Source organism: Cnuella takakiae (genome assembly GCF_001953305.1).
In the GTDB taxonomy this organism is placed as follows: domain Bacteria; phylum Bacteroidota; class Bacteroidia; order Chitinophagales; family Chitinophagaceae; genus Flavisolibacter; species Flavisolibacter takakiae.
The window spans coordinates 233137-246922 of sequence record NZ_MTFE01000010.1 but is presented as its reverse complement, the minus strand read 5'-3'; the positions used below and the strand labels follow the sequence as shown (position 1 = coordinate 246922).

The following is a 13786-nucleotide window of genomic DNA, read 5'->3' as shown; positions in this document are numbered from 1 at the left end:
TATGGCATCTGCTCAGCCGATTTTATTTATGGAATTAGGCTTTTTTGATGCTTTTGTTCAGGAGACAAAAAAGCCTTTCTTGAATGTTGCTCAACGGGCCAATTTGTCATTTTTATATGAATTGATCTTCAAGCGGTCGAGTGTTTACCTCGATCTAGATGACCAAACTATTTGTCAAGTTCTTCATGCGCTGCATTATGGGAGTGATTTGCCTTTGGGAATAAACCAAGAAACTGCTTTAAATATTCAGGTTCTTTCGTCAAACAATAAATTAAAGTCATGTCAGAATACGATTGAGATTGTAAAAGATCCAACGCAATGGAGTTTACTTTCAGGTCAAGTGTTGCCTACTTACTTATTGGTTGATCAAAATGAGCGAGAAGCGATACGTGTTGCTAATCAAACTGGGATTATAACTATTCCCCGTTCTTTTAAGTTCAATCGCTCCATTAGTTCCTTCGCGATAAATACGATTGAATGTGTAAATAATGAGGGGGCACTTCAATCAGTGAACTTGGGTAATTTGATGGGTCCATTACCCGCGGCTCACTCAATTATTATTGAAGACCCTTACTTGCATACAGAAGGTGAAGAGTTTCTAACAGAATTCTTAGTAAAACTTCACAAGCCTGACCTTAGAAAGATACCTCTTCACATTTTAGTGATGGTTCAGGACCAAGAAGCTTTTGAGTTGAAAAAGGGGGCGAAAGCTAATAGGGAGGTAATCAATAGGTATCATTTGAACTTTAGCAGGCTCTGCCATGTCGCTAAGCTTGTTTACAAAAAAAGCAACGGGGTTATCCATGTAGAAATTGTAGCAAATGCAGTTCAGAAGATGCATGACCGTAACATTCTTTCTAATGCTTATTGGATTAGCTGTGGCCATAGCTTCAAAGGGAAATATGACACAAACACTGAATGGACAATCCGACCAATAGGTCTTTACTTTAGTCAATTTACGAAAAGGCTTGAATTCATTAGAAAGGCATTGGCAATCAATATGTACCATAGCCTAAACTATTTGCTCAATTAATTTAATAGGTTTTGACGGTAACAGCAGTGCAAACAAAAGCGCTTAAACTATCCGAACTCACCGGAAGTATTGAGCGAATGTTTCAGAAGTATTTCGATGGGAAGCATTTTTGGGTGGTGGCTGATGTTACGGATCACAAACATTACCCTGCAAAGGATCATCGGTATTTGGCGCTGGTGGAGAAGAAAGAAGGCTCAAATGATATCGTGGCTAAGATTTCAGCAGTGGCCTGGAAAGCTGGTTCCAGTCGGATCAAGGAATTTGAGCGCATTACAGGACAAAAGTTCAAGGACGGCATCAATGTGATGGTCAAGGTTAGCGTCAATTACCAATCTGCTTATGGCCTAAAGCTTACCATTGTCGATATCAGCCCGGAATACACCATTGGGGTGCTCGAACAACAGCGGCAGGAAACCCTTAGACGCCTTTTGGCAGAGTGTACGGGCTATATCAAAAAAGTAGGCAATGAATACATCACTTCAAATAAAAGCTTACCGTACAATGCTGTTCTACAACGGTTAGCCGTTGTTACCTCTAGTTCCTCAGCCGGCTACCAAGACTTTCAGCACACCCTAGACGCTAATACATTTGGATACCGCTTCACTATTGATCGATATTTTACACCGGTACAGGGGGAAGCTAGCGGGATAGAGATATGCAGCAAACTTGATGAAATTGTAGGTGCACAGGTAGCTTATGACGCAGTGATCATCATCAGGGGCGGCGGCGCTCAAACAGATTTCCTGGTTTTTGACCAATTTGAATTATGCCGCCGTGTGGCGAAATTGCCTTTTCCTGTAATCACTGGTATTGGCCACCAAAAAGACGAAACAATTGCTGATCTGCTAGCTAAAACAAGCACCAAGACACCTACAAAGGCTGCCGAGTTCATCATTGCTCATAACCGCCACTTTGAAGAAGCAATGCTTGCTTTTCGGAACAACATCTTGATTAAAGCCCAGGCTATGCTTGCTGCCAACAACAGAGCTATGAACAGCTTTAATGCAATTGTAGTAAATAAAGCAAAGGACGTGATTGCCCGGCAGAAAGAAGCGCATACCCGTTTTAACCAGATTGTGGTGAATAAATCAAAAGAAATGTTGCTGCATCGCCGAAGTGACTTGATTCACCTTAGCAACCAATTTATCAGCCAACCCAAAATCATCGTAGCAGGTAAAAATGGGGATCTAAAAAACATCGGAGATAACCTAAAGGTTAATATCCGGAAATTATTTATCAACCAGCGAGGGTACTTAGGGCATTTCGACTCTGTTTGTCGCTTAATGAGTCCCCTCAACATTTTGAACAAAGGATTTGCCATAATCTACCATAAGGATCAGATTGTTGCCAATGCCGGAAACGTGCCCCTTGGTACTGAAATCAAAATCCGTATGGCGAGTGCTGAAATTATCGCCAATACCAAAACCAAGAAAGAAGTAAATGGAAACGAGTTTAACTTATGAGAAAGCCTATCAGGAATTAAAGCAGCTTGCTCATGAAATCGAAGCTGAATCTGTGTCGGTTGATGTGCTTGCGGAAAAGGTTAAAAGAGCCTCGTTCTTAATTGGGTATTGCCAAGACAAGCTCCGCTCTACTGAAAAAGAGGTCAATAATATTATCGGCCAGATGAACTTGGGAGGGTCTTAAACTTTAAAATCGTAGGAAATTTAGCTTGTTGATCTAACGAGCAGTTAATCCCACGTTCGTTGTTGATCGCTGAAAGTTCTAATAAGAATAGTTAGGTTCTTTACAGATGTAAAGTTCTCCTCTTCCAATCTAGGTACACCTCCTCCGGGCTCATCAGCACCTCTTGTGACCGCGGCTCTTGCAGGTCTGGCGTGGCTGCAAACCATGCATAGAGTTCCTTTTCCAACCGCGCCACTTCAGCACGCACTTGTTCGGTTACAAAGGTGTAACGGGCTTTAGGCAGATCACCGGTATGGGTCCAGTGGAGTCGGTCACCTTCGTGGCGGATGAGTACAAAAGCATCCGGGAGCGCCCCGCAATGGGCTGTACCACAGGAGCAGCAAAAGATCTCATATTCACCGTCTTCTTCCAACGCCCTCTGCAGCCGCAGCAGGTACACATTGCGTATGCTGTAATCTATCAGGGGAATGCCATCGGCAAAGAGTTCTATCTGCGCGAGCTCCCGGGTGTGGTATTGCCGCCAGTGGCACTCGGGGGTGAGCATTTTATAGTATTTCAGCTCCGCCGTCAAAATTGAATTCGTAGTCATAGATGCGATATTTTTTGGCCAAATCCTGAATGAATGGATAGTGTTTAACGTGAAAGGATGATTGAATGATTATTGCTCCGTCTTTAATAGACGCATGATACTGCCTGATGATGCCTCGCAACTCCTTTTTCAGCTGTTCTGCGGTATTGCCATATTGCTCCTTATCAAAGTGATAGATCCGTTCAAGCCCGGGTGAGGTCAGGTGCCAGCTGATATGGGTGGGATGGTGGCTTACCTGGACAGGTTGGGGCTGTTGGTCCTTATAGCGGTTATAGCCCCTATCTGGGGTTATGAGCTCATACCGTCCTGGTTTTTTCCGTGAAAGGAGCAGCTGTTGCAGGTTGAAGCTACCGGCTGTGGTCGGTGATGGGGTGGTCGTTTACCTCCAGCACAGGGTAGATGGTTTTGCGCCACTGGTTGCGGAGTTTTTCCTCAAGCATCCAAAAGCCACCAAGGTCATCGTAAATTTTAGGGAAGCCAGGCATAGTCAAATGTTTTAGATAAGTACATAGAGGACCTGTTCAGGTACAAGCCTGTTACTCATTACAATTGACTATGCTTATGTGGGAATGTCTTCCGAAGGTAAAGGTTCGTTTTGTCTTTGCCAAAGGCCAGGTAGGACGCACACTATATAGCCGTGGTCCATTTGTAACCTGTGTCCCTGTGAGCAATTGCCTACATTTAATCAGCCCCTTAAACCCGCTTTTCCATGGATTCCAAAGCCCTTTACCAAACCCTTACCCGGAGCATCCTGTTTGCTGCAGCCACCATGGTCTTCCTGTGGTTGCTGTTGCAGGTCTATTCCGCCATCCTGCTCTTGCTGGTGGCGCTGGTGTTGGCGGTGATCATCAACCACCCGGTGGGCAGGCTGGAACAAAGGGGATGGAAACGCGGCTGGGCGGTGCTGGCGGTGTTCGTAGCTATCTTGCTGGTTCTGGGTATTATTGCCTGGATCGTGGTGCCCATCATTGCACAGCAGCTGCAAGTGTTGGTCAAAAATGGGCCCCAGTATGCGGCCACCGTCCAGGAAAGGCTTGCCGGCTGGCTCAAGGTGATTCCCGGTATGGAGCAGCCGGGGCCGGGCAGCCCCGCTGCTGCCGGGAGCGGGTTGCCTTCCCTGGCGCAGGCCCTGATGCGGATCGGGAATATCTCGCTCTCCGTGCTCAATGGGGTACTGCTCATCATCATTGTCATCAGCATGGTGGTGTACGCCGTGGCCAACCCCAGGCCACTTGCCGCCCTGTACTTTTCTTTCTTTCACCCCAACAAACGCGACCCCGCGCAAAAGGCCTTCAAGGAGGCCGCAGTGATGTTGTCGGGCTGGTTTAAGTCCAACCTGATCGGCGGTTTTATCGTAGCCATTGCCAGCGTATTGGTGCTTTCCCTGCTTGGGGTACCCGGAGCGTGGGTATGGGGTGCCGTGGCCATCTTTGCCGTACTCGTTCCCAGGCTGGGCTTTTATATCATGGCAGTGCCGCCCACGCTGGTGGCCCTTTCCATCAGCAATACCACCGCCATCTGGGTGGCTGTTTTCTATATTGCCATGGACGAGATTATGGCCGATTTCGTGATGCCGCCACTCCGCGCCAATACCATGAACATCCACCCGGTACCCATCCTGTTCATGGTGCTGGCCATGGGTGCAGCCTTTGGATTTGCCGGTATCCTGCTGGCCACCCCACTCACTGCCATCATCAAGGCTTATTACGAGAATTTTTATGAAAACCGGCTGCCTGCCGATGCCGCCCTTCCCGCAAGGATCGAAGCCATCGTTTACCGGAAAAAGGAGCAGTAAACCTGCTTTCTTCTCCCGTTCATGGTGTTCCGGCCGGCCAGTTGCCATGGATTACCAATAAGGCTGGAGTGAGCCTGGACCAAAGCCGTTGGCGGGCCAGCGCACCGTAGCCAATGCTGCAAAAGCAACAGCGGCTGAAATGCTATGTCCTGTTTGGAACAGGTAATTGATATAGGTACAGCGTATACAGCATTTCCTTCAGCAACTTTGCCGTCTTTAAGTTTATAGCAATACGGTTGTAAGTATAAATACGCATTTGTATTTTTTGCCCTGTCTTATTTTTATACTGATCAGTTTATATCCCTTTCCGGTAATATCTTGCTGTCTGTTCTCCTTTTCTTACTAACTGCTATTGATGAAAAAGACCCTGGGCCTGATCCTGACCCTTATCCTGTCCGTAACCCTGTACAGCCAAACCATTGTTGCTTCTGGCCCACTTTGTGGCGCCAGCGGAACAACTACCCTGCGGGTACAAAACCCGGTAGCCGGGGCTACCTATAAGTGGAAAAAAGATGGTGCTGAGATTCCCACTGCTACTGCCAGTACATACACAGCTACTGCTTCTGGTTCTTACGAGGTAATAGAAACACTAGGGGGCACACCCACAACTTCTCCGGCTTTTGTATTGGCAGAAAGCTCCGTGCCGGTAGCCGACTTCAGTTTCGCAAATAATTTGTGTGCCAATACTGCGGTTGCTTTTACCAATACATCTACCGGCACAGGGCTTAGTTATGCCTGGAACTTTGGCGATGCCGCTGGGGCAACCAATACCAGTACCTTGGCAAGTCCCACCCACCGCTTTATCAATAATGTGATTGGCAATAACAACCAAAATTTTACCGTGCGTTTGACGGTTACCAATGCGGATGGCTGCACGGATGAGGAGGTAAAAACGGTTGTAGTGAAGCAGGTGCCTTCAACAGATTTGGAAGGCTCAGGGGGTGCCAGCTCTTATGATAATAAAACGTACTTCAAGCAGTGCACGGGTGTCAATTCTTATTTGTTTAATTTTTCCAACCAGTCTACTACCGCCAATACGAGTTATAAAATTGTTTGGGGCGATAACACGCCTGACTTTACCGGCAGCAGCTTTGGCATTCAAACCCACTCGTACAATCTGGGTACAAAGGATTTAAAGTTTGAGGTAACTGGTCAGAATGGTTGTGTAGCCAGCGCTGAGTATGCTGTGTTTGTAGGTAGTAACCCTGCAGTGGGTTTGGGTAATCCGGGCAATACCACCATCTGCACTGGTAGTACGCTTACCTTTCCAATCTCCAGTACCAGCGCCAATGCACCGGGTACTTCCTATAAGGTTAACTTCAATGATGGAACACCTGATATAAATTACACGCATCCTGCACCGGCCGATGTAACGCATACCTTCAACAGGGCCTCTTGTAATACCAATAGCGGGTCGAACCCGGTGTTCAACAATTCTTTTTCGGCTACAATCATCGCTTCTAACCCTTGTCAGTCTTCCTCTGCAACCGTAGTACCCATTTATGTTTCCGAACGTCCACAACCGGTAATCAGCACGCCTAAGGATAGTGTATGTACCGGGTTGGATGTACCCTTTTCTAATAGTGGTACTATCGGCAATTATATCAATGGGTCTAATTGTGTTCCCAGCAAATCGGTATGGAGTGTTACGCCTGCTACTGGCTGGGTTGTAACATCCGGCCAATTGGGTAATGATAATAGTAATACAGATCCCTCTTTATGGATGGCAGGTTCTGCAACCATCAACCTCCGTTTCTCTGCCCCCGGCACCTATACCATCAAACTCAAAACCGGTAACCCCTTGTGCGGCACGCAGGAAGTAACCAAAACCATTTGTGTAAACGAGCCACCCGTTGCCAGTTTTACCCTTGATAATACTATTGGCTGCGGTCCCCTTGCTGTGGCTACTACCAACACTTCGGGGTCGCCGCTATGCGGCACCTACCGTTACCTGTGGACTGTTACCTACAGCAACCCGCAAAATTGTGGTACCAGTGGTTCCGGCTATTCGTTTACCGGTAATACCAGCAATGGCTCGGTTAGTCCCCAATTCAGTTTTGTCAACCCCGGTGAGTATACCATCGGGCTTCAGGTGATCAATCCCGGCGGGCTGTGCACGTCGGCGGTATTTACCCGAACCGTTACGGTAAAAGACAAGCCTAGGGTAAGTATTGGTGCCATTGCCAATATCTGCCAGAATGGAAGTATCAGTCCTGCTGCTGCTATTAACAACTGCTACGGCACTTCTCCCCTTACTTATGCATGGAGTTTTGCGGGCGGCGCACCGGCATCCGCTGCTACGGCAACTCCCGGAAGCATACAGTATAGTGGCACCGGCCAGCAAACGGTGGTACTCACGGTAGGCAATGAATGCGGCAATACGGCAGCCAACCAGGTTTTCAATATCACAGCGGCATCAACGGTTACCAATCCCGGCAACAAGGTGCTTTGCGCCGGCAGTACGCAACCGCAGATCGTTTTTACTGGTTCCGGTACTGCTTATAACTGGACAAACAGCAATACCGCCATCGGCCTTGCCGCCAGTGGTAATGGTACCATTTCGGGCTTTACTGTTGCCAACAGCGGCACCACGCCACAGGTAGCCACCATTACCGTTACACCCCTGGGTAGCTGCCCCGGTGCACCGGTGAGTTTTACCATCACTGTAAACCCAAGGCCGCTGGCACCTGTGGTATCCACCCCGGTGATTTATTGCCAGAACACCACGGCCCCACCACTTACCGCAACGGCTGCGGCCGGCAATTCGCTTACCTGGTATACCAACAGCAACCTTACGGGTGGAAGTGCCACGGCGCCAACGCCGCTAACGAACACTGTGGTTAACACCCCTTATTATATCACCCAAACAGATGGTACCTGTATAAGTCCTATAGCTACCATTATGGTGCAGGTGCAGGCTGCCATTACCGGAAACAGCATCGGCAGTAGTCACAGCATCTGCCTGGGCAGCACTGCGAATTCGCTTAATCCCAGCCAATCTCCCAGTGGTGGGTTGGGGTCCTTTACCTATCAATGGCAGTCCTCAACAGATGGAGGTGCTACATGGGCTAATATCGGAGGGGCCGCCAGCAGCAGCTATAACCCCGGGGCACTCACGGCTACCACCCATTTCCGCAGGCTGGTAAGCAGTGGCAGTTGTGTTGATAATCCTTCCAATGTGGTGGTGGTAACCGTACAGCCCGCATTGAGTGGCTTTGGCCTGAACACAACCACCACACCCATTTGTACCGGGCCGTCTCCGGTTGTAATAGACGGTCAAACTGCAACTGGCGGCGGTGGTGCCATCACTTATACCTGGCAGGAGTCGGCCAACGGCAGTACCGGCTGGACGATTATCGCAGGCGCTACAGGGGAAGACTATACCGTTCCGGCCATTTCTGCCATCCGGTATTACCAGCGCATCACCCAGGGAGCCAACTGTTCGGCCACATCAACGGTGATACAGGTACAGCCCGGTATTGTACAATCCAACATCAATGCTGTTGCAGCCGTATGTGCGGGTTCGCCATCAGCACGCCTTCAGGCATCACAGGCACCCACAGGCGGCCAGGGTAATTATGGCTTCCAGTGGCAATCGTCCGCCGACGGTACTGCCAACTGGACCAATATTGCCGGTGCTACACAATCTTTTTACGATCCGGGTGTGTTGGGCGCAACTACCTATTTCCGCCGCATGGTAAGCAGCGGGGTATGTGCCGACAATGCTTCCAATGTGGTGGAAGTTTTAGTAGCTCCGGCTATTACAGATTATGCACTTCACACCGGCAACCTCGTGGTTTGTGCGGGCCAGGTTCCTTCATTGCTGGATGGCAAAACCGCCACGGGTGGTGGCGGATCCGTTACCTACCAGTGGCAGGTGTCGGCCGATGGTGGCGCTACATGGGCCAATATTGCCGGGGCCACTTCCGAAGATTTCCAGCCTGCCGTACTAACAGCTACCCGGCACTACAAACGCATTGCTAAAACAAGTATTTGCAGTGTGGAGTCGGAAGTAATAGAGATACTGGTAAACCCGGTACCGGTGCTGGCAGCACCCGCGAGCCAGGTGCTGTGCAAGGATGCCAATTTTGGTGGCCTCAATTTCTCCGCTACCCCCGCGGGTACCATTAGTTATGCATGGACCAATAGCAACACCGCCATTGGACTCGCTGCTTCTGGTAGTGGACCCCTGCCCGCTTTTACTGCAATAAACACCAATGCCGGAAAGGTGCCCGAGGTAGCCAATATAACCATTACCTCTACCCGTAGTGCCAATGGGATTTCCTGTGCCGGTACGCCTGTAAACTTTACCCTGACGGTGCTGCCCTTGGTAACAGTACAGCCCATTGCCGATATCACCCTTTGCTCGGGTGGCAGCCAGGCGGCCATTACACCGGTGCACGACGCGGGCAATTATACCAACAGTGTTATCCAGTACCAATGGACGGTAACGGGTACCGGCATCAACCTCAATAATGGCAGCGGTGCTGTAATCCCAGCATTTACAGCTACCAATAACGGCACCACCGACCTGGTAGCTACCATTACTCTTACCCCGCTGTACCAACTGGGGGCTGCCTCCTGTCCCGGCACACCTATTAGTTTCCAAGTAACGGTAAAGCCGGGCACGCCCATGGCCAATGCGGGCCCCGACCAAAATCTGTGTGCGGCGAGCTCCTATACCATGCAGGCTACAGCTCCCGCTTTTGGCAGCGGCCAATGGCAACTGCAAAGTGGGCCTCAGGTTACCATTGTTGATCCGGCCAATCCTACAACTGTGATCAATGGGTTGCAGCTGGGAAATACCTATGTATTCCATTGGACGGTTACCGGCGCACCGGGTTGTGCTCCTACCCAGGACGACATTACAATCGATATCAAGCCCGCCCTCACCAACACCATCACCACCACACCCCTCACCATCTGCTCGGGGCAAAACATCACCATCGCCGGGCAGCCTGCTACTGGGGGCAATGGTACTCCCCAGTACGAATGGCAGTTTAGTACCAATAGAGCGGCTTGGTCGCCTATCAATGGTCAAACGAGCGCTAGCCTGGTGTATACGCCTTTGCAAAGCGGTTTTGTACGCCGCATGGTGCGTTCCTTGCCCTGTACTGATCCGGGGCAGGAAGTGGCGGTAACCGTGCAGGCTGCCGTTTCCAACAATACCATCAGCGCCAGCCAAACCCTGTGTATCGGCAACCCTACCCAACTGTTGGTGGGCTCCGATCCTGCGGGTGCTAACGGGGCTTTCCTGTACCAGTGGGAGCAGAGTGCCAATGGCGTTAACTGGACGATTATCCCTGGCGCCGTATCCCGCGACTACCAGCCCGGTACCCTCAGCGCTACCACTCATTTCCGGAGGATTGTAGCTTCCAACCTCTGCGCGGGGCCGCAAAGCAATACCAGCCAGGCCGTCATCATCACCATCAACCCCGATGCGGTGGCTTCCTTTCGCACTAGCCGGGATACCGCATGTGCGCCTTTTGCAATCAACAGTTCGGTGGTGGTGCTGCAACCCGATGCTACCCGCAACGGCAGCTACCAGTGGTACGCCAACGGCAACCTGCTGGGCAGCGGCAACAGCTTTCCCGGTTATGTGCTACAGGGCAGCAATGATTTTGTGGATATCAAGCTCAAAGCCATCAGCCGCTATGGCTGTAAGGCCGACAGCATGGAGCGCCGCCTTTATACCTATACCAACCCGCAACCTGCCTTTACCCTCAACACCACGGGTGGCTGCGGACCGCTTACGGTGCAGTTCAGCAACACCACACCCAACGCCGGCCAGTACCGTTTTTACTGGAACTTTGGCAATGGCCGCAGCTCCACGCTGGCACAGCCGGGTGCCATCCTTTTTGCATCCAATCCTTCTTTTGGCGATACCACCTATACCGTTACCCTACATGCCATATCGGCCTGCGACACCTTCAGGGTGAGCCAGCAGGTGCGGGTAGGGTCAGTGCCAAAGGCCCTTTTCACCCCTTCCAAAACCGTGGGCTGCTCGCCCATGCAGGTTAGCTTCCGCAACACCTCCCGGGGTATCGGCAACAGCTATACCTGGGATTTTGGGGATGGCACCATTGCCAACAGGTCCAATGCCGATACCATCAGCCACACGTTTATTACTTCGGTGCGCGATACGTTTTTTGTAAAACTGGTTGCCACCAATACCTGTGGTACCGATACGGCCCGTTTTGCCGTGGTGGTATCACCCAATACCATTGTGCTCGATTTTGCGGTAAATGGCAACGAGCAGGCTGGTTGTACGCCCCATACCGTTCGTTTTATCAACAATACCCGGGGTGCCGCCTCCTTCCGCTGGGATTTTGGCGATGGCGATATCCTGAGCACTACCCGCAACCAGGATACCGTAAGCCACCTGTACCGCCAGCCGGGCAACTACCTTGTGCGGTTGTTTGCCACCAATGGCTGTACCGATACCAGCAGCACGGAAGCGGTAACCGTTTACCCCAAACCCAAAGCTGCTTTCAATGCCGGCCAGTACACCCTTTGTATTGGAGAAGGCGTGCAGTTTCAGAACAACAGCGACAGCGCCACGGGGTATGCCTGGCAGTTTGGCGATGGCGCTACCTCCACGGCTACTAACCCGGTGCACCAGTACCGCAACCCAGGTTTGTATACCGTGTTGCTGACCAGCCTGCGTGCCAACAGTGCGGGCAGTGTATGCCCCGACAGTGTGGCACAACAGATCAACGTGGTACGCAGCCAGGCGGGCTGGTTTACGGCCTTCGATACCGTAAGTGCCTGTGCACCACTGACCGTCACCTTTACCAACCGCAATACGCCTGCTACCAGTGCCGTCTGGAATTTTGGCGATGGCACTACCGCCACCGGCGATGTGGTGACCCATACTTTCAAAGAAGCCGGCATCTATGCGGTGCAGTTGGTGGCACAGGCACCCGGCGGTTGTGTGTACCAAACCCAGCGTACCGTTACCCTCAATGGTCCGCGTGGTGTGTTGCAATACAGCAACGCCATATTGTGTAATGATAATGCCGTTCGCTTCCAGGTGCAGGCTTCGGGTACCGATACCTTAGTGTGGAACTTTGGCGATGGGGTGGTACTGAAAACCACCACCAATGTGGTATACCATGCCTATGCTAATGGCGGTAAGTACCGCCCTTCGGTAACCCTGCTCAACAGGGCGGGTTGCAGTGTGCTGCTGCAGGGCTCGGATTCTATCAGCGTGGATAAGGTAAAAGCCGACTTCACCTTTGTGGAAGACCGTTTCTGTGGCGGTACTACCCTGCAGTTCAGGGAGGGAGCAAGGGCCTACTCGGGACAGGCGGCAGCCACCTGGAAGTTTGGGGATGGTGCAACGGGGGCCGGTGTACAGCCACAGCATACCTATGTCAATTCGGGTACTTTCCCTGTGCAACTGATCACCACCAGCATGGGTGGTTGCCGGGATACGCTTACCCGTTTTGTACCCGTTAAGGTAAACGATATACCTGCTGCTGATATCATCGCGCAGGCACTGGCATGTACCCGAAGCAGTACGCAGTTCCGGTCCAGTATCCGGGCTGTAGATGCCATCGGGTCCGTCAACTGGTCCCTGTCGAACGGGGTACAAAGCAATACCGCAGCATTTGATTACACCTTTGCCCGTGCGGGTGTTTATAATATGCAACTGGCAGTAGGAACGGTAAACGGGTGCTACGATACCGCATCGCAAACCATCACCATCAATACTTCGCCCGACGTAAGTGTGAGTGCCGATAAAAGGCTTTGCCTGGGTGAACAAACGGCACTGAGCGCAACAGGCGCAACGCGGTACAGCTGGTCGCCCATTGCGGGGCTGAGTTGTACCAACTGTGCCGACCCCATTGCCGCACCCCGGGTTACCACCACCTATGTGGTAACGGGTACCAACAGCGCAGGCTGCAGCCAAGCCGATACCGTATTGGTTTCCGTAATACAACCTTTGCAACTGCGGGTTTCGCCCAGCGACAGCATCTGTATCGGCAGCTCCACCCTCTTGCAGGCAAGCGGCGCTACCACTTACCGCTGGACGCCGGCAACAGGCCTGAGCAATGCCGCTATAGCCAACCCGCTGGCACGCCCCGACGCCACCACCATTTACCGCGTAGTGGGTTACGACGGCTTCAACTGTTTCACCGATACGGCCTTTGTAACCGTTGCCGTGGGCACCGAGCCCACCATTTCGCTGGGCCCAGACCTTACCCTGTCTACGGGTACCCAGCTGCCCCTGCGCACCGTGGTGCAAAACGGGCCCATTCGCACCTGGGAGTGGAGTCCTGCTACCGACCTCAGTTGTACCAACTGTCCGCTGCCTACCGCTTATATCCGCAAGGATATTACTTATACGGTAAAAGGCACAACACCTTATGGCTGTGTGGATACCGATACACTTAACATCAAGGTGTTTTGTGAGGGTAGCCAGGTATTTATTCCCAACGCTTTCACACCCGATGGCGATGGAGTAAACGATATCCTGATGGTACGCGGAAAAGGCATTGCCATGGTGAAAACCTTTCGGGTGTTCAACCGCTGGGGCGAGGTGGTGTTTGAAAAGAGCAGCTTTCGGCCCAATGATCCTACCTATGGATGGGATGGTAAGGTGCGCGGCGTAGCCGGCCAGCCTGAAGTGTATGTGTACACTGCCGAAGTGGTGTGCGATAATGGCGGCACTTATACGTATAAGGGAAATACTTCTTTACTGAAATAACTGTTTTAT

7 protein-coding genes are annotated in these 13786 nt (G+C 51.2%); 5 read left to right on the top strand and 2 right to left on the bottom strand.

Annotated elements, in window-relative coordinates; all coding sequences use genetic code 11:
* Position 1 precedes the first annotated feature (1 nt).
* The 3 genes from BUE76_RS01400 to xseB are packed head-to-tail and all read left to right on the top strand — an operon-like array spanning position 2 to position 2680.
* Positions 2-1033 carry a hypothetical protein gene (locus tag BUE76_RS01400; RefSeq protein ID WP_073039365.1) on the top strand — a complete coding sequence of 344 codons (1032 nt, stop codon included), beginning with the start codon at positions 2-4 and terminating at the stop codon, positions 1031-1033.
* Between the two features lie 11 nt (positions 1034-1044).
* Positions 1045-2496 carry an exodeoxyribonuclease VII large subunit gene (gene xseA, locus BUE76_RS01395; protein ID WP_143157171.1) on the top strand — a complete coding sequence of 484 codons (1452 nt, stop codon included), beginning with the start codon at positions 1045-1047 and terminating at the stop codon, positions 2494-2496.
* Entirely contained in the window at positions 2474-2680 is a 207-nt protein-coding gene (xseB, locus tag BUE76_RS01390) for an exodeoxyribonuclease VII small subunit (protein WP_073039364.1), read from the top strand. The genes xseA and xseB overlap by 23 nt, the downstream gene beginning before the upstream one ends.
* Before the next feature lie 100 nt (positions 2681-2780).
* Here the strand turns inward: xseB and BUE76_RS01385 are convergent, their stop codons facing one another.
* Together BUE76_RS01385 and BUE76_RS24400 are read right to left on the bottom strand one after the other, a co-directional pair.
* Positions 2781-3269: a hypothetical protein gene (locus BUE76_RS01385; protein ID WP_143157170.1), complete on the bottom strand. Its 489-nt coding sequence runs from the start codon at positions 3267-3269 to the stop codon at positions 2781-2783.
* Positions 3270-3616: 347 nt separating this feature from the next.
* Positions 3617-3754 (bottom strand): hypothetical protein, encoded by a 138-nt coding sequence (locus BUE76_RS24400; protein WP_158069913.1) that lies wholly within the window; start codon positions 3752-3754, stop codon positions 3617-3619.
* A gap of 224 nt (positions 3755-3978) precedes the next feature.
* On the opposite strand from BUE76_RS24400, the gene BUE76_RS01380 reads away from it, so the two are divergent.
* Complete coding sequence (locus BUE76_RS01380) at positions 3979-5064, top strand: AI-2E family transporter (RefSeq protein WP_073039362.1); 1086 nt, start codon at positions 3979-3981, stop codon at positions 5062-5064.
* Between the two features lie 355 nt (positions 5065-5419).
* On the top strand, positions 5420-13777 hold the full coding sequence (locus BUE76_RS01375; protein ID WP_073039361.1) for a PKD domain-containing protein: 8358 nt from the start codon (positions 5420-5422) through the stop codon (positions 13775-13777).
* Positions 13778-13786 lie beyond the last annotated feature (9 nt).

Bases quoted from the DNA above. Each gene is read 5' to 3' on its own strand.
- BUE76_RS01400 (WP_073039365.1), top strand. From the start codon at position 2: ATGGCATCTGCTCAGCCGATTTTATTTATGGAATTAGGCTTTTTTGAT.
- xseB (WP_073039364.1), top strand. From the start codon at position 2,474: ATGGAAACGAGTTTAACTTATGAGAAAGCCTATCAGGAATTAAAGCAG.
- BUE76_RS01385 (WP_143157170.1), bottom strand. From the start codon at position 3,269: ATGACTACGAATTCAATTTTGACGGCGGAGCTGAAATACTATAAAATG.
- BUE76_RS24400 (WP_158069913.1), bottom strand. From the start codon at position 3,754: ATGCCTGGCTTCCCTAAAATTTACGATGACCTTGGTGGCTTTTGGATG.
- BUE76_RS01380 (WP_073039362.1), top strand. From the start codon at position 3,979: ATGGATTCCAAAGCCCTTTACCAAACCCTTACCCGGAGCATCCTGTTT.
- BUE76_RS01375 (WP_073039361.1), top strand. From the start codon at position 5,420: ATGAAAAAGACCCTGGGCCTGATCCTGACCCTTATCCTGTCCGTAACC.